This window comes from Microcoleus sp. Pol12B4 (genome assembly GCF_036701385.1).
Lineage (GTDB): Bacteria > Cyanobacteriota > Cyanobacteriia > Cyanobacteriales > Microcoleaceae > Microcoleus.
In genome coordinates, this window is record NZ_JAUBQR010000090.1 from 1 (window position 1) to 23,969 (window position 23,969).

The 23,969-nt window shown below is 43.0% G+C and carries 18 protein-coding genes; 16 read left to right on the forward strand and 2 right to left on the reverse strand.

What is annotated here, in order from left to right; all coding sequences use genetic code 11:
• Positions 1–210, forward strand: a 210-nt coding sequence (locus tag QUA38_RS14245) for an ATP-binding protein (protein ID WP_333162763.1), incomplete at its 5' end; no start/stop codon positions are given.
• A gap of 20 nt (positions 211–230) precedes the next feature.
• Here QUA38_RS14245 and QUA38_RS14250 read toward each other — a convergent pair.
• A complete protein-coding gene (locus QUA38_RS14250; RefSeq protein ID WP_333162766.1) occupies positions 231–2,447 on the reverse strand; it encodes a polysaccharide biosynthesis tyrosine autokinase in 2,217 nt (738 codons plus the stop codon).
• Positions 2,448–2,852: 405 nt separating this feature from the next.
• Here QUA38_RS14250 and QUA38_RS14255 point away from each other — a divergent pair, with 405 nt between their 5' ends.
• The 14 genes from QUA38_RS14255 (at position 2,853) to QUA38_RS14320 (ending at position 21,349) form a co-directional block, all read left to right on the forward strand.
• Positions 2,853–5,636 (forward strand): polysaccharide biosynthesis protein, encoded by a 2,784-nt coding sequence (locus QUA38_RS14255; protein ID WP_333162768.1) that lies wholly within the window; start codon positions 2,853–2,855, stop codon positions 5,634–5,636.
• Between the two features lie 234 nt (positions 5,637–5,870).
• A complete protein-coding gene (gene murJ / locus QUA38_RS14260) occupies positions 5,871–7,106 on the forward strand; it encodes a lipid II flippase MurJ (RefSeq protein ID WP_333162770.1) in 1,236 nt (411 codons plus the stop codon).
• Between the two features lie 22 nt (positions 7,107–7,128).
• Positions 7,129–8,265, forward strand: coding sequence for a glycosyltransferase family 4 protein (locus tag QUA38_RS14265; protein ID WP_333162772.1), 1,137 nt, complete (start codon positions 7,129–7,131; stop codon positions 8,263–8,265).
• Between the two features lie 110 nt (positions 8,266–8,375).
• Entirely contained in the window at positions 8,376–8,963 is a 588-nt protein-coding gene (locus tag QUA38_RS14270) for a serine acetyltransferase (RefSeq protein ID WP_333162774.1), read from the forward strand.
• Between the two features lie 19 nt (positions 8,964–8,982).
• Entirely contained in the window at positions 8,983–10,167 is a 1,185-nt protein-coding gene (locus QUA38_RS14275) for a hypothetical protein (RefSeq protein ID WP_333162776.1), read from the forward strand.
• 48 nt (positions 10,168–10,215) lie between these two features.
• Complete coding sequence (locus QUA38_RS14280) at positions 10,216–11,352, forward strand: glycosyltransferase (protein ID WP_333162778.1); 1,137 nt, start codon at positions 10,216–10,218, stop codon at positions 11,350–11,352.
• The gene (locus QUA38_RS14285; protein WP_333162779.1) at positions 11,345–12,613 is read left to right on the forward strand and encodes an O-antigen ligase family protein; all 1,269 of its coding nucleotides are present in this window, start codon (positions 11,345–11,347) and stop codon (positions 12,611–12,613) included. The genes QUA38_RS14280 and QUA38_RS14285 overlap by 8 nt, the downstream gene beginning before the upstream one ends.
• On the forward strand, positions 12,610–13,746 hold the full coding sequence (locus QUA38_RS14290) for a glycosyltransferase (RefSeq protein WP_333162780.1): 1,137 nt from the start codon (positions 12,610–12,612) through the stop codon (positions 13,744–13,746). The genes QUA38_RS14285 and QUA38_RS14290 overlap by 4 nt, the downstream gene beginning before the upstream one ends.
• An 18-nt stretch (positions 13,747–13,764) precedes the next feature.
• Positions 13,765–15,711 carry an asparagine synthase (glutamine-hydrolyzing) gene (gene asnB, locus QUA38_RS14295; protein WP_333162782.1) on the forward strand — a complete coding sequence of 649 codons (1,947 nt, stop codon included), beginning with the start codon at positions 13,765–13,767 and terminating at the stop codon, positions 15,709–15,711.
• The gene (locus QUA38_RS14300; RefSeq protein WP_333162785.1) at positions 15,712–16,875 is read left to right on the forward strand and encodes a glycosyltransferase family 4 protein; all 1,164 of its coding nucleotides are present in this window, start codon (positions 15,712–15,714) and stop codon (positions 16,873–16,875) included.
• Between the two features lie 90 nt (positions 16,876–16,965).
• Complete coding sequence (locus QUA38_RS14305; protein WP_333162787.1) at positions 16,966–17,913, forward strand: GDP-mannose 4,6-dehydratase; 948 nt, start codon at positions 16,966–16,968, stop codon at positions 17,911–17,913.
• A gap of 805 nt (positions 17,914–18,718) precedes the next feature.
• Entirely contained in the window at positions 18,719–19,411 is a 693-nt protein-coding gene (locus QUA38_RS14310) for a sugar transferase (RefSeq protein ID WP_333162789.1), read from the forward strand.
• Between the two features lie 12 nt (positions 19,412–19,423).
• Positions 19,424–20,059, forward strand: a complete 636-nt coding sequence (locus tag QUA38_RS14315) for an acetyltransferase (protein ID WP_333162790.1) — start codon at positions 19,424–19,426, stop codon at positions 20,057–20,059.
• A gap of 153 nt (positions 20,060–20,212) precedes the next feature.
• A complete protein-coding gene (locus tag QUA38_RS14320) occupies positions 20,213–21,349 on the forward strand; it encodes a DegT/DnrJ/EryC1/StrS family aminotransferase (protein WP_333162792.1) in 1,137 nt (378 codons plus the stop codon).
• 137 nt (positions 21,350–21,486) lie between these two features.
• Here QUA38_RS14320 and QUA38_RS14325 read toward each other — a convergent pair whose 3' ends face one another.
• Entirely contained in the window at positions 21,487–22,803 is a 1,317-nt protein-coding gene (locus QUA38_RS14325; protein WP_333162794.1) for a HEAT repeat domain-containing protein, read from the reverse strand.
• A 208-nt stretch (positions 22,804–23,011) separates the two neighbouring features.
• On the opposite strand from QUA38_RS14325, the gene QUA38_RS14330 reads away from it, so the two are divergent.
• Entirely contained in the window at positions 23,012–23,881 is an 870-nt protein-coding gene (locus tag QUA38_RS14330) for a lipid kinase (RefSeq protein ID WP_333162796.1), read from the forward strand.
• Positions 23,882–23,969 lie beyond the last annotated feature (88 nt).

A 23,969-nucleotide genomic window follows, 5' to 3' on the forward strand; every position in this document is an offset into this window, starting at 1 on the left:
ATCAGCAAGGAGTTTTTGCCCTTTGTGTTCGATCGCTTCCGCCAAGCTGACAGCACTTCTACGCGCAATTACGGCGGCTTGGGACTGGGATTGGCGATCGTGCGCCATCTCGTGGAACTCCACGGCGGGAGTGTCTGGGCCGAAAGTCCTGGGGAAGGACTCGGCTCGACTTTCGGAGTGCGGCTGCCAATAACCAATAACAACATTTAAAAGTTAACTGTTGTTATTGGTTACTGGCTATTCGTTATTTTATTGATACCAGGACTCTGCTCTTGAGCGTAAGATTCATTGGTAAAATAGTAATGGCTGTGTGGTTCGTTTTTAGGACTTACTCCATTCACCACTAAGCCCAGAACGTGCTGGCTTGATTTCTTCAATAGCTCCTTCGCAAAAGCCACAGTACCAGAATTAAGAAGACCAGGCCGCACTACCAATAAAATCCCATCTGCTTTATTCCCCAGAATCAGAGCATCAGCAGCAACATTCAGAGAAGGAGCATCAACGATAACTGCATCATAAGTAGCCGAAAATTGCTTAATCAATAAAGTTATCCGCTGTGAATCCAAGAGAGCCATTGGATTAGGCGGAATCACCCCGCAAGTCAGCACATCTAAATTATCCATAACTTGGGCGATCGCATCCCCAAAGCCAGCCTGTCCAACTATCACATTGCTCAAACCTACTTGATTGGGAAGCTCCCAAATCCGATGTTGAACAGGACAGTGCATATCCGCATCTACCAGCAAAACCTTTCGTCCTAATTGAGCTATAGCTACAGCCAAATTAGCCGATACAGTAGACTTGCCTTCTTGCGGTAGCGAACTACTGACAACAATCACTTTCAGCTCTTTATCAGAACTCAGGAACCTCAGATTTGCCTGAAGCATTCGGTAAGCAGCACTGCTCGAAGTATGAGGACTATCTCTAACAACAATCTGTCGGGGAGATGCCTCTAAATCCAGGGAAGTAGATTTAAGCCACCAGGCATTGCGCCGAGGATTTTTTTCAGACTTTCTATGGAAAGGAATCACGCCCAACAAAGTAAACCCAAATAATTCCCTCGCCTCTTCAATAGTTTTCACCGACTTATCTTGATATTCTAAAAGTAGCGCCGCAGCTACAGCAAGCATAGTTCCCAACAAGCTGCCCGATACCAGCAATAAAGACTTGCGAGAAGCCACTGGTTCTTCGGGAACGCTGGGCTTTTGGATAATCCGAGCATTCCCCACTTGCTGATTTTCAGTAATCCGAATTTGCTGGAGTTTTTTTTGCAATTCCTGATAATCCGCTTCGGCTTCTTGGAGTTTTCTTTCTAGTTCCCGCTTTTCCTTCTCTAGCTTCGGCAAAACTTTTACCCGCTGCTTGTAACCAGCTAAAGCATTTGAGAGAATAGTAACTCGCTCAGCCAAACCCTGGCGTTCTACATCTACCTTTATAAATTCTTCGATCAGTTTTGGTTTCACATCTCCTATCTGTAAACTTTGATTTTGCAACGGCTCTTGCCCGCCTAAAACTTGTTGTATTTGTTGGTCTAGTAAAGCTTTCATAGTAGCTTTCTTAGTTTCTAACCTAGTTATTATAGGCGAATTCTCCAGGTAGCGATTTTGCTCAATTGCTAACTGTCGCTCTATTTGTTTGTATTCTTTGAGAGCTTCCTGCACAGTGCTAGATTGGCTGAGAGTGCTGGCGGTCAATGCTTCCTGGGGATTCATTTGTAATTCGTCTTCAAATGCTTTGGACTTAGCACTGGCATTGAGCAAATCAGACTTAGCTTGGTCGATTTGACTTTCGAGTCTTGCCATAACTGCTACTGCTGATATAGCTTCTTCTTCAAGATTTACAACTTTATTATTTTCTTTAAATTTACTCAATTCAGCCGCTGCTTTCCGCATAGCTTGGTCGGAATTAGGCAGTTTCTTTTCAATAAACTGTCGCACAGACACAGCTTCTAAGCGATTCACTTTTTGATTGTTATCAATATAAAATTTCATCAGGGTTTTTACGACATCGGCTGCTATTTTTGGGTTTTGGTCTTTGTATGAAACCGTTAGGATATCAGCTCCCCGAATAGTAGCTACTGTCAGTTTTTTTAAAAAGTTTTTTGTTTTCAGATGATGATTTTTTTCGTCTTTTAACTGAAGTTTATTTATAGTTTTTTCGATATTTTCTAAAGAACGAATTAGTTCGATCTCGGTAGTCAGAGGGTTGCTTTGCTCCGCTGCAGGAGTCAACTGTCCGATTTCTTTGCCCAATTCTGTTAAAGCAGATCCAGGAGTCGTTTTCTTAAATAACAGCTTTCCTTCTGCTTCATAAACTGCTTTTTCCTGCAGCGTGCTGTAGGTGGTGAGTGCAATAACCGATGCAAATACAGCTAAGGCTGGCAGCCACCTGCGCTTCAGAATCTGCCAGTATTCCTGAAACCCCATACCATTTTCAGTTGATTCCATGTGTTTCTTCCGAAAAATTACTTTTTGTAAACTCTAACAGTTGAGGCATTTAAAATCATTACTTAGGATGTCCATTATATCACGTAAGTCAAGCACTGTCATGGTAAAAAAAATGGTGTTTGTGACTCCCGTCACGCCCCAATTATATATTTGTGTTATAAATAAAATTATTGTGCTCCAGGGCAGGAGTGCTCGAATGTAAATGCAGCAATAAGGCATCTAAGAACTTAATCTACAAAACCATTAGGAGACGGGACATATTCTTGGTATTAGGGCCTTAAGGATATCACTTCAGTGAGCTCGGATTAAAAGGGTGATGAATTTTATTAGACCAGGTGGTAGAAAAAACACTCCACCTTAGAAAGTATATCGAGTTATGGTAAAGTTGTTGTCTGAGAGCGTGTGATGAATAGGAAGATAAGAAAACTCAGTAAATTGTTGGTGGGATTAACAACCCGTCATTTTTTGATAATCGATGCAATTTGTTTTGCGATCGCACCATTTTTAGCCTTGGAAATTCGTTTAGATGGTAGATTGAATCTGGCTCCCTACTTACAGAGTCTGGCTGTAATTACAGTACTATGTGTAGCAGTCAAACTTATAGTATTTTATGCCGGCGGCTTATACAAGCGTTACTGGCAGTATGCGGGTCTCGAAGAAATGACACAAATAACGATGCTGATAGGTATATCCCTAGCAGTGGAAATTATCTTGTTGCTACCACTCTACCAGCTAAATAATTCGCCGATCGCAAATCTGCCACGCTCGCTGCCGCTAGTAGACGCTATGATTAGCTTTTTGTTAGTGGCGGCCATTCGTTTCAGCATTCCCGCCCTCGAAAGATGGAGCCAAAAACGGTGGAAAGTTCAGCGGCGCAATCGCATCCTGATAGTCGGTGCGGGCAGTGCAGGCACATCTCTGGTGCAAACGATGCAGACGAGCCCGGAGGTAGGACTCCATCCAATCGCTTTCATTGACGACGATCGCAAAAAAGTCGGCAAGCAGATTCGCGGACTGACTGTACTCGGCAATCGTGGTAGAATTCCCGAAGTAGTACGATCGCTAAATATCGCCAAAGTAATAATTGCCATCCCCTCAGCTCCGGGAAAAGAGATTAGGGAAATCGTAGAAATTTGTCAGTCAATTGGCATTCCCACCAGCACCCTCCCTGGCCTCAATGAAATCATCAAAAGTGGTGTCAGTTTAGGTAGCCTCAGAGAAGTACAGATTGAGGACTTGCTCCGCCGAGAACCCATTCAAACCGATGTTGAGAAAGTCCTGGGATTGATTGGAGGCAAGAAAGTTCTAATTACTGGTGCGGGCGGCTCCATAGGCAGCGAGCTTTGTCGGCAAATATTAAAGTGCGCTCCTGCGGAAATCATCATCGTCGGACACGGAGAAAATTCTGTATTTAACATTCAACAAGAACTCACAAAATCCCTGTCTGAACTAAAAAATACCAGCACAACCCAAACAGATGTTACTCGCTTGACAGCCTTTATGGCTGATATTCGCTTTCGCGATCGCTTAGAGTACGTTTTTCAAACAGCGAGACCAGACATAATTTTTCATGCGGCCGCTCACAAACACGTACCCATGATGGAATTAAACCCCCCGGAAGCGATTACTAACAATGTGCGGGGAACGAAAAATCTGCTGGATCTGGCATTGAAATACAATGTGGAACAATTTGTGATGATTTCCACCGACAAAGCGGTGAATCCAACTAGCATTATGGGAGCTAGCAAAAGAGTTGCCGAAATGCTGGTGCTACAAGCAGCAAAAAAAAATAAAAACCCGTTTGTAGTGGTTCGTTTCGGTAATGTTCTTGGCAGCCGGGGTAGTGTCGTACCCACTTTCCAGCGACAAATTGCTGAGGGCGGGCCGATCACAATTACCCATCCAGATATCACTCGCTATTTCATGACAATTCCCGAGGCTGTTCAACTGGTTTTGCAGGCGGCAGTCATCGGCAGTGGCGGGGAAGTATTCATGCTTGAGATGGGGGAACCGGTCCGAATTGTTGATTTAGCAAAAGATTTGATTCAGCTCTCAGGATATGAAGTGGGCAAAGACATAGAAATCGCGTTTACAGGGCTGCGACCGGGAGAAAAATTGTTTGAAGAGCTGTTTATTCCGGGCGAGAAATACAACCGCACTAAACACGAAAAAATTCTCAGTCTTGGCAATGCCAGCCGCCTAGTGAAAGAAAATATTGACCAAGAAGTAGAAGCCCTTTGTCAAGCGAGCGATCGCAATGATGCAAATTTAATTTTTTCCATGCTACAGCAGTTAGTGCCTGAGTATGTACAAGGGTATTCAACTACCCATTTGCACGCCAATACAGCCCAAAAAACAACCGCTGTGGCAAAGATTAGCAGTGCAGGATCCGTTCAGTTAGAGAATGATTTACGGATGGCTCTTGCCAATGAGGAGTTTCGGATGCACTATCAGCCGATCGTCTGCCTGGAAACCTCTCAAATTAGTGGTTTTGAAGCGCTGTTGCGCTGGCAGCACCCGAATCGAGGTTTGCTTTGGCCAGACGAATTCCTACCAGCGGCCGAAGAAACGGGCTTGATTGTTCCTATTGGCGAGTGGGTGCTGCGGCAAGCTTGCAGCCAGATGCGGGCTTGGCAGTCGCAATTTCGTCTTGACTCTCCTTTAACAGTCAGCGTGAATCTGGCTAGCCAACAGTTTTTCCACCCTGACTTAATCGAGACGATTTCCAAAATATTGAACGAAACACATCTCGATGCTCCGAGTTTGAGGTTAGAAATTTCTGAAGATGTTGTGACAGAAAATTCCGAGTTGGCTGGAGCTGTTTTTTTCAAACTTAAAACTTTAGGGTTGCAAGTACAAATAGACCACTGCGGTCTTAGTGATGTATCCTTAACTCACCTTTACCAATTGACGCGGCTGAAGTATGGGAAATTCGACAGTTTGAAGCTAGATTGCTCTCTAGTCAGCGGGCTGGACGTTAGCAACCACAACTTAGAAGTTCTTGAAAAAATTGTTGCAATCACTCAGGAGTTAGGTATGGGCATGATTGCCACAGGAGTAGAAACTAAGTGGCAAATAGCTCAGCTAAAATCCATGAAGTGCGTCTACGGGCAGGGATACTTTTTCTCGAAGCCTGTGGAATGTGGGGCGGCAGGGAAATTGATTGGGGGCATGGCTGCTAAAAGTTAATGGGCGCATTACATGATTCTGGTGTGCTTGTAACTGAAGCTATGCTAGTAGAATACGATCTGCCAAAGTTCATCTAAGTGGGATCTATCTCTCATGAAAATTTGGCGATATCAGAAATGGCTCGATTTCTGGAAAAAGTTGACAAGTGGCTCCACAAATCGCCAAATTTTTGGTGCGGCTGTTACGGTTGGTATAGGAACAGCATTCGTGAAAGTGGCATCGGTCGGCAAAGAATTGGTTGTTGCTTGGAAATTTGGTACAGCGGACGATTTGGATGCGTTTTTAATTGCGTTGGTGGTTCCTTTTGTGATTACCAATGTTATAGCTAGCTCTTTTAATGCAGCTCTCATACCTACTTACATTCGGGTGCGAGAGCAGTCTGGTATAAAAGCAGCTCAAAAACTTTTTTCGGGAGCCATAGCATGGAGTCTGGGACTGTTGGGAATCACCACGGTATTAATGCTGGCTACTGCACCGCTGTATCTGCCAAAGATGGCGGCAGGTTTCAGTGCTGAAAAATTAGATCTGACTTACAAGCTACTTTGCGCGATCGCTCCGATAATCCTGCTGACTGGTATGATGACTATCTGGGGTGCTGTGTTGAATGCAGGAGAGCAGTTCGCTTTAGTGGCTGTTGCTCCGATTATTACTCCTTTGATTACGATGCTATTTCTTTTCGGGATTAATTCTTGGGGTGTCTTTAGCCTGGCATTTGGGTTGGTCTGCGGTCAATTGCTGGAAATGCTTGTGGTGGGAATTGTACTGTCGCGACAGGGTATTTCATTGCTGCCAAAATGGTATGGATTTGACACTCATTTAAGTGAAGTAGCTGGTCAGTATGCCCCGATGATTGCTGGCGCATTTTTAATGTGTAGCTCTGGTTTAGTCGATCAATCAATGGCAGCAATGTTGCCATCAGGAAGTGTAGCTTCATTGAACTATGGTAATAGAATAATTTCATTGGCGATTACTATAACTAGCACAGCATTGAGTACAGCGGTGATTCCCTATTTTTCAAAAATGGTTGCCCGTGAAGATTGGACAACTTTACGTCATACCCTTAAGCAGTACCTGGGGCTGATTTTTGCGTTTAGTATACCCCTAACTGGGTTAATAATTTTATTTTCTGAACCGATAGTCCAGATCCTCTTACAAAGAGGTTCATTTACGGCTAACGATACTCATTTAGTAGCTCAAATTCAAGCTTGTTACGCTTTCCAGATCCCTTTTTATATTGCCAGCATTTTGGTGGTACGTTTGATTTCAGCCATGCGATACAATCAAATATTGATGTGGGGTTCTGGCGGCAACCTAATCGTCAATGTTAGTTTAAACTATTTATTTATGCAATGGTTGGGAGTGCCTGGTATTGCTTTGTCAACCAGTGGCGTTTATCTGTTTTCATTTTCATTTTTGTTCTGTGTGGCTATCCAAAAAATTAAACAAACAGAACGAAATTTCCAACTGTGAGTAAATATAGGTAACAAAGAAAATGCGTTGTACATTGATTATTCATTCACTTACTTCGGGTGGTGCCGAGCGGGTAATATCAACGATGGCTAATTATTGGGCTGCAAAGGGTTGGCAAATAAATTTATTGACCTTTGATAATGGTACAGAACCTCCGTTTTACGACCTCGACGCCCAGATTTCCCATATTCATTTAGGTATAGCCCGATATTCTCCTAACCCAATAATAGGTCTTTGGAATAATTTAACCCGCATTCTAGGACTGCGAACTGCCATAATTAACAGTAAACCTAATGTTGTGATTAGCTTTATGCACAAAACTAATGAAATCGTTTTACTGGCAACTCGAGGGTTGAACTTACCAGTTATAGTGTCAGAGCGTAACGATCCGGCAAGGCAAACTAGAAGTAAGGTTTGGACTAAACTGCGTCAATGGACTTATCCCTTGGCCGATCGAATTGTGGTTCAAACTAAAAGGGCAGGGAATTATTTTTCATCCAAGTTACAAGAGCGTATTATTGTAATACCTAACCCAGTATTATTGCCTCTAGATGAAAAAGAAGTAGCTAACAAGCTTTTGGGCGAGTGCTCGCTGATTGCGATCGGCCGTCTTGTTCCTCAAAAAGGCTTCGATCTGTTGCTGGAAGCTATGGCAAAACTTAAAGACCGTTATCCCGAATGGACATTGACCATTTTAGGAGAAGGAGAGTTACGAGCGCAATTAGAATGTTTGTGTAATGAATTGGGAATTGGCGATCGGGTTCATCTGCTTGGAAGAGTCAAAAACCCTTATGAATTTCTCAAACAGGCAGATATTTTTATAATGTCTTCTCGCTTTGAAGGTTTTCCCAATGCTTTATGTGAAGCGATGGCTTACGGGCTAGCAGTCATTTCAACAGATTGTCCTAATGGACCCAGAGAGATTATTCGCGATGGTGTAGATGGTAAATTAGTACCAAATGAAGATGTATCGGCATTAGCCGCTGCAATGGAGCGCTTAATGTCCGATAGAAAAGAACGCCAAAGTTTAGGCGATCGCGCTAAAGAGGTAACACAAAGATTCGGTTTAGAAAAGGTGATGCCGCTCTGGGAATCATTAATTAGGGAAGTAGTTAAGGATAAGTATAAATATTCTGTAATAAAAATACCTAAACTTTAGTATAAGAAATATTACAAGTCGCTCAAACACAAATCACAAAATACAAACTACACAAAAAGGCTAATATGTATTTACAATTTTCACTAAACTTATAATTGGAGGACGCAATCGTGGGAGTATTACTGGAGGATGTAACCAGAACTTATGAACTTCAAGAAGGAGGACGACTGAGGAGGATTTTAGTTTGCTTACTTACGCCTGGGGTGCAAGCGGTAGTTGTTTTCAGATTTGGACAATGGGTGCATCTACAGCCCAAGTTTTTGAGGATGTTTATCAAACCGATTTATATGGTAATGAATGGAATAATCCAAATTATGTGGGGAATAGAGATTCAGCATTCTGCCAAGATCGGATCAGGCTTTTATATTGGTCATTTTGGTGGGATTACTATTTCAGGGGGTGCAATTATTGGCGAGTGTTGCAATATTTCACAGAACGTTACTATTGGTGTTTCCGGGCAAGGACAAAAAAGAGGAGTGCCCATAATTGGCGATAACGTCTACATTGCTCCGGGTGCTAGGTTGTTTGGGAAAATATCGATAGGAAACAATGTCAAAATAGGAGCTAATGCAGTAATATACAAGGATATACCAGATAATGCAGTAGTAGTATTAGATCCTGGCTTTAAAATTATTTCCTATAAAGGAAATCGAAACAACGAAGTAGTCGTCAAGCAAGATCAAATTCCCCTTCGCTAATCAGGATAAAAAATATCCAATGCAACGACTTTATAAAGCAGCTATCCTGGCTTTTTTGACGACTCTACTATACGTGGGCTGTGTAAGTACCCAAGCCCAAAAATTGCCCAAAAAACTAATCGAATTTGGTTGGGATGTGCCTACACCGGATTTTGTCCAACAAAACATCAAACAAATGGAAAAACGACCATTTGATGGCATTGTGATTAAACTTAAAGGAGGTAAAAAAGTATTCCTACACGAGCCTTACGATTCCAAAGAATTCACTCAAGATTTACAAAGCTTGAAATCAACTAATTTTACCAAATTTACGGATAATTTCGTGCTGATGTGGGCGACGCCAGACGAGGGATGGGATTGGTTTAGCGACAGCGACTGGCAAGCATCCGAACAGAATATTCGTCTCTTCGCAGGCATAGCGCGATCGGCAGGTTTTGTAGGAATTGCTTTCGATCCCGAACACTATGGTGTGCATCCCTGGAAATACGTTACACTGTCTGGTGCAAAAGATAAATCATTTGAAGAATACTGGCAGCAAGTACGAAAAAGAGGTGCCCAATTCATGCAGGCCCTTCAAGAAGAAATACCAGATGTTAAGGTTCTTTCCTTGTTTCAATTGAGCTATTTAGAAAACTTTTTGGACGAAGCAAATTTGCAAAAGCGGATGCGTCAGATGTCTACAGAAAGTTATGGTCTTTTGGCAGCATTCCTGAATGGAATGTTAGATGTTGCCCAAGCCAATACAAGGATCGTTGATGGCAACGAGCATTCTTACTACTATGCAGGGAGACAGGAATTTTTAGATACTCACAAGTTAATTAAAGAAAGATTACTGACCTTTGTTGATGAAAAAAACCGTCAAAAATATGCAAAGCAAGTGCAGGTAGGACAGGCTATCTACATAGACCACTTGTTCGATTTAGGTAAAGCACAAGAATCTAGGGTTAGCCACTATCTTACTCCCCAACAGAGACAACAATGGCTGGAACACAACACTTACCATGGACTTTCTACTTCAGATGAATATGTCTGGTGTTACAGCGAGGAAATGAATTGGTGGAAAAATAACGTTCCAAGTGGAGCCGAAGAAGCAATCCGATCGGCACAGCAGAAGATAAAAATTGGAGAACCTTTGGGATTCAACATTGAAGGAACGATCCGATGGGCTAAAATGTTACAAATGACAAAAAATATCATCCGGTAGCACCGAAAAAAAAATCTTAAAACACAATTAATTGATAGATTCAAGGGCATGAAAAAAAAAGTTGTATTTCTCATTCGAGACCTTAACTATGGCGGTGCTCAAAGACAATTAGTTACTTTAGTAAAAGCACTTCATCAAGAAGACTGCTTTGATGTGACAGTATTACACTTTTATGGTGGTGGATCTTTATTGAAAGATATGATCGATCGCGGTATCCCCACTATCTCTCTAGAAAAACAGGAACGTTGGGATGTATTGGGATTCTTTGGGCGACTTTTTGGGCATCTTAAACGCATACAGCCCGACGTTTTGCATGGATACCTGGGCGAATCAAATATAGTTACCATGTTTTTGAAACCATTGTTCCCCTCAACCCGCATTATTTGGGGAATACGCGGGTCTAACACACCTTCCGATCGTTATGGTTGGCTAGGTAGTATCCTCTCCCAGTTAGAAAGACTTTTATCGTCCTTTACCGATTTGATTGTGGTCAATTCCCATACTGGTAAAGCCGATTACGTAAATCAGGGATTTGCCTCTGATAAAATGGTGGTAATTTCCAACGGTATTGACACGGAACGCTTTGGGCCTGACTCGGAAGCAGGCGCAAAAGTGCGATCGGAATGGGGAATTTCCCCAAATACAATTTTAATCGGTTTGGTGGGCAGACTAAACTGCATGAAAGACCATCCTACTTTTGTCAACGCAGCCGCACTACTATCCAAAGAAAGGGAAGACGTGCGTTTTGTCTGTGTTGGGGTCGGAGACGAAAACTATGCCAAAAAATTGTATCAGTTGACCGACGATCTGGGCATTGCTGAAAAAATTATCTGGGCAGGTGGACGCTCAGATATGCCTGCGGTATTTAATGCTCTTAATATCGCTTGTTCTTCTTCTTCTGACGGCGAAGGATTTCCGAATGTGGTTGGAGAGGCAATGGCTTGTGGCGTGCCTTGCGTGGTGACAGATGTAGGAGACTCAGCTTGGATTGTCGGCGATAAAGGCGTAGTAGTACCACCTAAAAATCCCGAAGCATTGAAGACTGCTATCAACGAGTTGATAGATAAAACTAATCTTGATGATTACAATCCACAGGAGATTCGGCAGCACATAGTTGAACAATTCTCAGTCCGGAAATTAGTTCTCAAAACAAAAGCTGCTCTGCTTGGCGAATCTTATGTCTAAAGATAACAATCTAAAAACGAAGTTTTTGTTTTATTATCAATCTGCCCTAGCAATAGGGTCTGTTTTGTTGTTCTTTACGTTTGTAGATGTCTATTTTTTCACCATTGCAAAACTGCCTCCCCCTGTTGTGTTCATCAGTATCTTTATAGCAGCCGGAGTCCTACTATTGATTTTTACCCGGTTTGCAAGCCTCAAGTATATACCATCTGAGTTGATTATTTGGTGTGCGGGATATCTGGGTATTTCATTGTTTTCATTCATGTTGGTTTTATGCTTTTATGCGGAATATTCATTTGCTAAAGACTCATTTCAAGAAGTAAGAACTAGAATTTTATCTGAGTCTTTTTTAATAATAACGTACTTAATTTTTGCCAAATCTCGTCAAATTCAAAATTTGACGAGATTAGCCATTTGTCTAGCCGTATTACTAGCGGTATTCAATAATATCCGCGAGGTTAGCGATCCTTTAGCATTTCAAGGATTAAATACTTCAGGGAGGGCGGCTGGATATTACGTAAATCCTAACCGAACAGGTTGTGTGTTGATTCTGGGCATGATTTTTGGGGTGGGTATACTACCAAAAAAATTACGAATATTTTTTTCGTTGTTAGTCATTTTTGGCACTTTCTTAACATTTTCCAGAGGAGCTATTTTGGGATGGTTTATCGTCATGGCGATTTTTATACAATCAAGCGTGATTTCGCGCAAACAGGTTTTATTTTGGGTTTTAGGAATAATAACTATAATTTTGGTGATAGGTCCGATATTAAGTAACTTAGACCTGAATGAATTGCAACGTTCTGGTTTTATTAAGGTAGATATTAAAAATATAACTGGAAGATTAGAATGGTTTCAAAACCCTCTCGCTAATAGAGAAGATTCGGGGGACTCGCGTTTGGAAGTGGTTATAACAGCTTGGAATATGTTTGTTGAACATCCTATTTTAGGGAACGGAATTGCCTCGACTAAAAATTTAAATAACTTGGGGATATCTACCCATAATATGTACTTGTTATTTATAACGGAACATGGAATTTTAGGCATTTTTATCTTACCTCTATTGGTTTATGCGGTAACATGGCATTCCCGTGGCGAAAGCAAACATATCGCCTTGGGTTTTAGTGCTTTTATTCTGCTATGGGGGCTGTTTAGTCATAACATAGTAGAAGAACGCTATATTCTGATGAGTTTTTCATTAATGGCAGCCATGAACGTGACGAGTCGGTTAGAGCAAAAATCTCAACAGGGAGATAAATTATGAAAATTGTTTACACGATCGTTGGACTGACTACTGGGGGAGCTGAAGTAATGCTTTACCGTATCTTGACTAGGATAAATCGAGAGCGTTTTAGCCCGTCTGTGGTGTGTTTGATGGATCGTGGGACGTTGGGCGATCGCATAGAAGCCTTAGGTATACCTGTTTATACCATTGGGATGAAACCAGGAGCGGTACCCACACCAAATGTGATTGGGAAAGTGGTTAACATCATCCGTCAAATTAAACCTGATTTGATCCAAGGCTGGATGTATCACGGCAATATCGCAGCACAATTTGCCAAGGTTTTTGGCGGACTGGAAACACCTGTTTTCTGGAGCATTCATTATTCTGTTTATTCACTAAGTGCAGAGAAAAAGATGACGCAAGCCTTGATTAAGTTAGGTGCGCCTATTTCTAAATTTGCTAAACAGGTATTGTATGTCTCAAAAATTAGCAAAAAGCAACATGAAGCTTTAGGATACGAGGCGGGAAATGGTTACGTAATTCCCAACGGTATTGATACTTCGCTATTTACTCCATCCTTAGAAGCTAGATTGACCGTTCGGCAAGAACTGGGTTTACCGTCCACATCTTTTTTAATTGGCTCGATTTGTCGCTATCACCCCATGAAAGATCATGCAAACTTTATCAAAGCGGCAGCATTATTATTGAAAAATTATCCAGATACCCATTTTATGATGGCTGGCAGTGAAGTAGATTTAGCAAATAAAACTTTAAATCAATTAATAGAGAAATTGGGAATTGGCGATCGCATCCACTTGCTAGGAGAACGCAGCGATATGCCGCGCTTGATGGCAGCTTTGGACATTATGACTTCCGCTTCTGCTTATGGCGAAGCATTTCCTTTAGTTTTAGGCGAAGCGATGTCGAGTGGTGTACCATGTACAGTGACGGATGTGGGAGATTCAGGATGGATTGTAGGCAATACTGGATGGGTAGTACCTCCCAAAAATCCCCATACCTTGGCTGAGACTTGGCAAGAGGCGATCGAGCTGGGCGCAGATGGCAGAGAAAAATTAGGAAAAGCAGCCCGATCGAGAATAATCGAATGCTTTTCTTTAGAGTCGATCGTCGCAGACTATGAAAAGTTGTATGAAACTGCTATGACTAAATAACTTAAAGGTGTATACCAAATGTGTGGAATTACTGGTTTTTGGAATACATCGATAGAAGTTAACGCTGACAAGTTGCAAGAACTCGCGCAACAAATGTCAGACACCTTGTTACATCGAGGCCCAGATAGTGGTGGCATCTGGGTCGATGAAGCAGCAGGAATTGCCCTGGGACACCGGCGATTGGCAATTGTAGATTTGTCGCCAGAAGGGCATCAACCGATGCTGTCTGCCAATGGACGCTACGCGATCGTGTTTAATGGCGAAATTTATAACTTTTTAGAATTACGGCAGGAACTAACCAAGTACGGTCACGCTTTTCGCGGACATTCCGATACCGAAATCATGTTAGCTGGTTTTAGCCAGTGGGGAGTCAAGCAAGCGATCGAGCGCTTTAACGGAATGTTTGCCTTTGCCTTATGGGATCGTCAAGAGCGACTTTTGCATTTAGGGTGCGATCGCTTAGGCGAAAAACCCCTGTATTATGGCTGGATAGGTCAAACTTTTCTATTTGGCTCTGAATTAAAAGCCCTCAAAGCCCATCCCAATTTCCAAGCCGAAATTAACCGAGATGCTTTAACCTTATTTGTCCGCCATTGCTACGTACCCGCCCCTTATTCAATCTACAAAGGCATCTATAAATTACCACCAGCAACACTCCTCACCTGGAACGGTACGGATATTCGCCCCGCACCAATTCCCTACTGGTCTGCCAAGGAAGCAGCCGAATTTGGCGTTGCTAACCCCTTCACCGGATCGGAACAGGAAGCAATCGACCAAATGGAGGCGCTACTGCTAGATGCGGTAGGACTGCGAATGATGGCAGATGTGCCTTTAGGTGCTTTCCTTTCTGGGGGGATTGACTCCTCCACAGTGGTAGCACTGATGCAGGCTCAAAGCAGCCAACCCGTGAAAACCTTTACGATCGGTTTTTATGAAGATGGCTACAACGAAGCACAGTATGCCAAAGCAGTAGCCCAACACCTCAAAACAGACCACACAGAACTTTATGTCACCCCAGCAGAAGCACTAGCAGTTATTCCCAAACTGCCGACTCTATATGATGAGCCGTTCTCGGACGCATCTCAAATACCTACTTTCTTGGTATCTGAGATGGCAAGAAGGCAGGTCACAGTTAGTCTTTCTGGTGACGGTGGCGATGAATTGTTTGGGGGATACAACCGCTATTTCTGGGGTCGCAATATATGGCAGAAAGTTGGCTGGATGCCCCAAGCGCTAAGGCAGACTGCGGCTAATGCTTTGACCAGCGTATCGCCTCAAACTTGGGATCGGGCTTTGGGTGGTTTGAGCAATTTATTACCATCGAAATATCAAGCATCTGGTTCGGGCTTCAAAGCACACAAACTGGCGGAGGTTTTGGCAGTTTCCGATCCAGAAGCTATGTATATGGGCTTGGTTTCCCACTGGAAAAATCCAGAAGCATTAGTCATCGGTGGATTGGAGCAGCCAACAAATTTAACCGATCGCCAACGTTGGGCAAAAGTACCTTCTTTTACCGAAAGTATGATGTATCTAGACACAGTAACATATCTACCGGACGATATCCTGGTGAAATTAGATCGCGCCAGTATGGGTGTCAGTTTGGAAGGTCGGATACCGTTTTTAGATCACCGCGTAGTAGAACTGGCTTGGCGCATACCCTTATCGATGAAAATCCGTAACAATAAGGGTAAGTGGCTATTGCGTCAAATTTTAGATAAGTACGTACCTAACAACTTAATCGATCGGCCTAAAGCGGGGTTTGGTGTTCCTATTGATAGCTGGTTGCGTGGCCCTTTGCGGGATTGGGCAGAGGCGCTTCTTGATGAAAAGCGCTTGCAAAGAGAAGGGTTTTTTAATCCCGGGCCGATTCGCGAAAAGTGGGAAGAACATCTGGCGGGCGATCGCGATTGGCAATACTATTTATGGGATATATTGATGTTCCAAGCCTGGTTAGAGGTAAATTAAATGAAAATACTGCATATTTGTGCGATCGGAGCCACGGCCAAAGTGCTTTTGAAACCTCAGATAGATTACTTACTATCCCGTAATCTATCTGTTGAAGTGGCCTGCTCTCCAGACTCGGATGTTGAAAAATTACAACAGCAGGGATACACGATTCACCCTATTTCAATAGACCGAAAAATTTCACCATTTCTTAACATTAAAAGTATCTATGCTCTGGTTAATTTAATCCGAAAACATCAGTACGATCTCGTTCACGTACATACTCCCATTGCTGCGGTTTTGGGGCGGATAGCTGCTAAAATAGCTGGGGTAAAACGTATCGTTTACACTTCCCACGGCTTGCCTTTTCACGATTGCTCCTCCTACAAAGAATATGCTTTGTACTCTAATGTTGAAAAATTTGCTGCGTTATTAACTGATCTGATTTTGAGTCAGAATCATGAAGATATCGCTACAGCTAAGAAATTAGGTCTTTGTCCGCCAGAGAAAATCGCTTATCTCGGCAACGGCGTGGATATTGATCGCTTTAATCGCGATCGCCTCGACCCCGATCATCAAGCCCAATTAAGAAAATCTTTAGGTATCCCCGATACGGCCAACTTAATTATCGGTACGATTGGTCGTTTAACTCGCAAAAAAGGCAGCGGATACCTGATTGAAGCAACAGCCAAGTTAGTCTCGCAATTTCCCAACCTGCACGTTCTGATTATTGGTGGCGAACTCAGTACCGATCCGGAACCTTTTTACACGGAAATAACGGAACGAATTGGCACCCTTGGCATCCAAAATAATGTTACTTTGACAGGGATTCGTCAAGACATACCAGAAATTTTAGGGCTGTTAGATATTTTCACATTGCCTACGTTCACTCATGAGGGATTACCTCGCTCTATCGTGGAAGCAATGTCTATGAGTTTGCCAGTTGTTGCTACAGATATCCGAGGGTGTCGAGAAGCAGTTTTGCACGAAAAAACAGGCTTGATCGTCCCACCTCAAGATAGTCAAAAGTTAGCAGAAGCTTTGGGGAAATTGCTATCAAACTCGGAGATGCGATCGGCCTACGGTCAAGCTAGTCGTCAGCGAGTTGAAGCTGAATATGATGAATCTTTTGTGTTTGAGAGACTGGAAAATTTCTATCGAGACCTGGGGGTGATGATTGTGTAAATTTTAAAAGTTTTTCAGGCTATGGCTTGGGTGATAGATAATCAACAATCAACAATCAACAACCAACAATCAACAATTAACAATTAATCCATGAGTAATATCGTTACAGGCGCGGCAGGTTTTATCGGCTCTAACTTAGTAGAAACGCTGTTAAAGCAAGGTGAAAAAGTCATCGGCATTGATGAAGTCAACGATTATTACGATCCCGAATTGAAGAGAAAAAATCTCGCTCATTTTGCAAAACATCCCAATTTTCAACTGATAGAGGACAATATTTTATCTTTGGATTGGCGATCGCTCTTAGCTAATACAGAAGTCATTTATCACCAAGCAGCGCAAGCAGGCGTCCGCGCTAGTTGGGGAGAGGGTTTCCGCAGCTACACCGAGCGTAATATCAATGCAACTCAGGTACTCTTAGAAGCAGCAAAAGATGCACCGCAACTGAAAAGATTTGTACTAGCTTCTTCTTCTTCGGTGTACGGGAATGCTGAAACTTTCCCTACCAGCGAAACAGCCTGTCCTCAACCAGTTTCTCCCTACGGAATTACTAAGTTAGCCGCTGAACGTTTGTGTTCGCTTTATTATCACAATTTCGGCGTTCCGGCAACCATGTTGCGCTATTTCACCGTTTACGGGCCTCGCCAGCGTCCCGATATGGCATTCCACATATTTTTTAAATCAATTTTGCGTGGCGAAGCGATTTCCATTTACGGAGACGGACAGCAAACCCGAGACTTCACCTTTATCAGCGATTGCATTGCTGCTAATTTAGCTGCTGCTAAAGTTCCAGAAGCTATAGGCGAAATTTTCAATATAGGAGGGGGAAGTCGAGTTGCTTTAGCAGAAGTTATTCACACAATGGAAAACATTGTCGATCGCCCGATTCGCATCAATTACCTAGAATCGAGCAGAGGAGATGCGCGGGATACTAGCGCTGACGTATCGAAAGCTAAGAAAATCTTGGGATATCAGGCACAGGTTTCTTTGAGGGAAGGGTTGAAACAAGAATGGGAATGGGTGCAGTCTTTGTATAGTTAGGGCGTACTTAACCTACTTGACGGATACAAGCTACGGGACATGAGATAACTCTGGGTATTTGACCTTTTACTGATACTCTACTGCACCAAACGATCGCTCAAAAAAGGTTAAATTACACAAATGCAGGCCGTGGCACAGTTGTGTCACGGGGGACAAAATCGTGCCGAGCAATCAAATGCGTGTATATGCGTATGCGGATTTGGTATCATACTAAATCCGCGTTCCAAACCCCTTTTCTTTTTATATTCGGCGGTTGAAACCGCTACGACACAACCAAAGTCTGCTTCAATCATTCTTTATCATAAAATTCGGTTTAAAACCCCGTCCTGCGCTTGACAGCTTTTTCCACTGTTAAGTAATCTAACGTATTTATTGACTTGGGAGTAAATCAATTCTACAATAAAAGTTGATTTTAAAGATTAAGTATCTGGCTGTAAAGCAAGGAAAAATCGTAATTAAAGTTAATCGCAAAAACAATTAGAGATAGACCTTTGGAAGTGGTACGCGGGAACTCCGGGAAAAGGAGTGCTATGCAGTTAAACGCCCAAAAGAGATCACCACCCTCAAAGAGCTTTCGTGGTGAGGCAAGGGAATCCCATCAACGGGAATAGTAAGATCAAAATCTCTTACGAATCCTCATGCCTTCAGGCTCAGGAGCGTCAACTCCACTTTGTTGGCAAGAAGTAGATTCTAGTACACCACAGGGTCGGGACACGGCAGTAGAAACACAGATGTGTCGTGTCTTCAGATATTACACCCTTATCAATTTTTAAAGTTCTGTAAAAGTAAGCGGAGGCGTAAAATCATGAGGATTTATCAATTACTCTTCATCAAATCAAACTCACAAATATCGCAACTTAATAAACAAGTAAATCCCAAAAAAGTCAGCCAATTGGTTAAGTGGGTATTCGATAGATTATGTGCAGCGATCGCGCTGGCAGTTTTTTCTCCCGTAATATTAATGGTTGCGATCGCGATCTACCTCCGCATGGGCAGACCAATTGTTTTTACCCAACCACGTCCCGGTAAAAACGGTGAGGTTTTCCAATTCTACAAGTTTCGCACGATGACGAGCGATCGCGATGCCGATGGCAATCTTCTCCCCGACGTACAACGAATCACCGCGATCGGTAAGTTTCTGCGCCAAACCAGTTTAGACGAACTTCCCCAACTCTGGAACGTTCTTAAAGGTGATATGAGCTTTGTTGGCCCTCGCCCCTTGCTGGTAGAATACTTGGAGCGTTATAGCCCGGAACAAGCACGGCGTCATGAAGTTAAACCAGGGATTACGGGTTGGGCGCAGATTAACGGTCGCAATGCCATTAGTTGGCCAGAGAAATTTAACCTAGATGTTTGGTATGTTGATCGCTGGAGTTTGTGGCTTGACTTCCAAATTCTCTTGTTAACTCCCATAGAAGTCATAAAACATAGAGGTATCTCCCATCCCAACCAAGCAACTATGAATGAATTTTTAGGAAACATGAAGTCAAACGAGTAGAGGTGAGGTTATATGGATACCTATTTGTATGGTTGCGGCGGACACGCCAAAGTTATTATAGATATTTTATATCGCCAAGGACAAGTAATTACGGCAATTGTTGATGATAACCCACCGCCAGAAATTACTGAAATTTATGGTAATCCAATCTACTTAGCAGCAAAAAAATTGAGGGAAATCAATATAGAAAACACTCAATGGATTGCGGCTATCGGTAATAATCGTACCCGTCAGTATATAGCTCAGAAAATCACAGATTTGGGATATGCTTTCACAACTGCAATTCACCCTTCGGCACAAATTGCATTAGGAGTTGAAATTGCTTCTGGTACCGTCATTATGGCTAATACTGCTATCAACACTGAAACCCAAATTAACCATCACGTTATTATTAATACTGGTACAACTATTGACCACGATTGTATTATTGATGATTACTGCCACATTGCTCCTGGCTGTTCTCTTGCGGGTCAAGTTCGTTTGGGTAGAGGTGTTTTATTAGGTGTTGGTACTAAAGTTTGTCCTGGCGTAGAAATTGGAGAGGGAACAACCTGTGGAGCAGGTTCAGTAGTTATTCACTCTCTTCCTTCCCATTGCTTAGCCTACGGTTGCCCAGCCAAAATTGTCGATCGTAATTACTTCCCGTAATATTTATTTATATCATAAATGTTACTTTACTTGCGTTCTTTATATTTATGGGGACAATTTTCTTCTGGCTGCTGTATTGCTATAAAATTGGGCAAGGGAAAATAAGTTAAGAAATTAGCATTTTCAATAATTCATTATCAACTTAGCTGAAAAATGACCAAACAAATCCTCCTCTCAACACCTCACATGGGTTCCCTCGAACAGGAGTTCGTCAAAGAAGCCTTTGACACCAACTGGATCGCCCCCGTTGGCCCCCATGTAGACGCTTTCGAGCAAGAATTCTGCGAGGTAGTTGGCGCTAAACACGCAGCGGCTGTTAGTTCCGGTACCGCAGCTTTGCATTTGGCTTTACAATTAATTGGTGTCGGTTCAGGAGATGAGGTTTTTTGCTCGACTCTGACTTTTATTGCAACTGCTAGCCCGATTACTTATCTTGGCGCCAAACCAGTTTTTATCGATAGCGATCGCACTTCTTGGAATCTCAACCCCGATTTGTTCCGAGAAGCACTTGACAAACGAGCAAAAATTGGTAAATTACCCAAAGCTGTTGTGATCGTACACCTCTACGGTCAAAGTTGCGATCTCGACCCAATTCTGGAAGCTTGCAATGCTTATGAAATTCCGCTAATAGAAGATGCGGCCGAATCTCTAGGGGCTAGCTATAAAAATAGATCGCCTGGAAGCTTTGGTAAAATCGGCATTTTCTCATTCAACGGTAATAAAATTATCACCACTTCCGGCGGCGGAATGTTAGTTTCCGATGACCAAAAACTGGTAGAAAAAGCTCGTTTTTTGGCGACCCAAGCCCGCGACGCCGCTCCTCATTACCAACATTCAGAAATTGGCTACAATTATCGTCTCAGCAATGTTTTGGCGGGAATTGGTCGCGGTCAATTACGGGTTTTGGAGGAGCGAGTTGAAGCTAGACGAGGCAATTTTGACTTTTACAAACAAGCTTTAGGAAACTTGCCGGGAATTGAATTTATGCCGGAAGCTGATTTTGGAAAAGCTACTCGCTGGCTTACTTGTTTAACAATCCAACCGGCCGCTTTCGGTACAGATAGAGAACAAGTTCGCCTAGCACTTGCTCAAGAGAAAATAGAAGCGCGTCCGGTTTGGAAGCCTTTACACTTACAGCCAGTATTTGCTGATTGCGAATGTTTGGGCGGTGCCGTGGCTGAAGAGTTATTTAAGTACGGGCTTTGTTTACCTTCTGGCTCTAATTTAACTGATGAAGATTTAGAGCGAGTGACAAGTGCGATTGCCCAAATTCACAAAGAAAATCGATGATATAGCCGAAGGAAGTTCGGCAACGGATTCGCTCGACGGATTTAACGGAGGTCAGGAAGAAGAAAGATGCGATCGCTATTATATCCCTGACTTTTTCAAGGAATTGGGGAGTTGCGTATTTTGTCTTTGGATTAATTTTATTGCCATTCTTGCAATGCGATCGCAATTCCTTGTTTTAATTTTGGTTCGAGGCTCTCTTGCTTAACTAAACTTTCTAATTGCTGTCTGGCCTCGGCAGCGCCTAGCTGTTTGAGCGCTGCCATGCAGTGCAGCCTGACGCTGCTGTCTGCGTCACCCAACATTGAAATAAGAGCCTCTAGCCCTCTCATATCTCCTAATTTTCCTAAACCTAAAGCTAAAGATTTTTTGCTAACTGCCTCCTGCACTGCCGGATGACCTGTTTTTAACAAATCAATCAGAATTTCAGCAGCAATAGCTTTTAATTCCGGCTTTTCTACTCGCCCTAAAACAGTGACTATCTCTTGATAAACAGTAGAGTTTATGTTAGTAAATGGCGCCATTAATGTCTGATGCAAATATGCTAAAGCGGTTGCAGTTTCCATCCAGCTTAGGGCGCGCACAGTTTCGATTTGCAATTCAGCCGGAGTTATTGGCGATCGCAGCAATTCAAATAAAGCAGCCGCTGCAGCATCGGTTTTCACTCGCCCGATCGCGATCGCCGCTTGCTGACAAACTTCTAATCGAATGTCCGAAAGCAAAGGTTTGAGCAAGTTAACTAAATCTAATTCTGCATCTAAATAGGCGCGCACACCGAGAGCTCGCACGGCTTCTTTTCTGACTGCTGTCGCAGGATCTTTGAGTGCTGCTACCAGCACCGGCGGGATGCGGGAGTCGTGAAAGTTGCTCAGGGCCTCGATCGCGGCTGCCCGCACCGCAACTTGAGAGTCTGCGACTACGCTCAACAGCGGCGGGATGGTTTCGGTGCGCCGAATTTGGGCTAGTGCCGCTGTGGCAAACTGTCGCGAGTCTTCTTGCTTCAAGAGAGTTGCGAGGGATTCTATGGCTGTCGGACCAAAATTCCCTAGGGTTTCGGCGGCGATTTGGCTCAATTCTTCGTCGGAATTTTTGACCAATTCTACTAAAGCTTGAATCACTTCCGGGCAATTCCCTACGGGATAGCTTCGCTTCACGAACTTTCCGAGAATGCGGGCGGCGAACCACCGGGGTTCCGTGTCTGCGTCTTCGTCTTCGAGTACGGCAATTAAAGGTGCGATCGCGCCATTTCCCAAATTGGGCAATACTTTAGCAATTTCCCAGCGGTCTTGAAAATCGCCCGATTTTAAGGCTTCTATTGCTAAACTGACAGCTTGCTCTAAAATGTGTTGTTCCTGCGGCTTGCTACCGTCGGCTGTCACTTGCTGCAAGCATTCAACTAACAAGGGCCAGTTTTGGCGATCGGCAGCGACTTGCGCTTCTTCAAAAAAATTAGACATAATTTTATTTTTACTTCTTTAAGGAGCTAGCGGAGAACGCAAGATACTTTTTAGCAATCTTTTGTTACAATTATCCATTTTTTGACATATTTGTCAATCGATCATAATTGGTAAAATCGCAATCAAGCATTAATATGAGCCGGTTAACCCATCAAGCTATAATTTTGGTAATTAAAAACACTCAATATTGCCCATTAAAAATTAACAAATGAACAAAGCTCTACTTTTAGTAAATCAGCACTCCCGAAAAGGGCAAAAGCTATTATCTCAAGCCACTGTAGAACTAGAAGCACTGGGTTTTGAGCTAATTGTAGAATCTACGGATCACGCCAGCGAACTTCCCGACACAATTCGCCGCTACCAAAATCGAGTTGAATTAGTAATAATCGGCGGTGGCGACGGCACTCTCAACGCTGCCATAGAAGGTTTGACAGACACCAAGTTACCGTTGGGTATTTTGCCGATGGGAACTGCTAACGACCTAGCCCGCACTCTGGGAATTCCTACCGATTTACCCGCAGCTTGTCAAGTAATCGCCAGCCGTAAAGTTCGGTTCATAGACTTGGGTTGGGTGAACGGCAAGCATTTTTTTAATGTGGCAAGTTTGGGATTGAGCGTGGAAATTACCCAGCGGCTGACTAAAGACGTAAAGCAGCGCTGGGGAGTTTTAGCTTATGCTTTTACTGCTTTGCAGACAATTTTGTCAGCGCGACCGTTCCGAGCAGAAATTAAGGTAGAAAACCAATCTTTTAATGTAAAAACTATTCAAATTGCCATTGGCAACGGCCGCTACTACGGCGGTGGCATGACAGTTGCCGAAGATGCCACAATCGACGACAAGCGACTAGATTTGTATAGTTTGGAAATAAAAAAATGGTGGGAAATCATTGCTTTGCTGCCAGCTATGAGACAAGGAAATCATACCAGTTGGCCTAACGTTCGCGCCTTGCACGCTGAAGAATTTGAGGTTAATACTAGCAAACGCCGTCCGATTAATACCGACGGTGAAATCACAACTCACACACCTGCAAAATTCCGAGTAATTCCCCAAGCTTTAGCAGTTATAGCTCCTTCCTAACTCATAATTAATATACAGCGTTTTCCGCTGTTATGAGGTACAATAGCAACAGTTAGCAAACCAATTTCTTAAATGCTGAGGATTTATT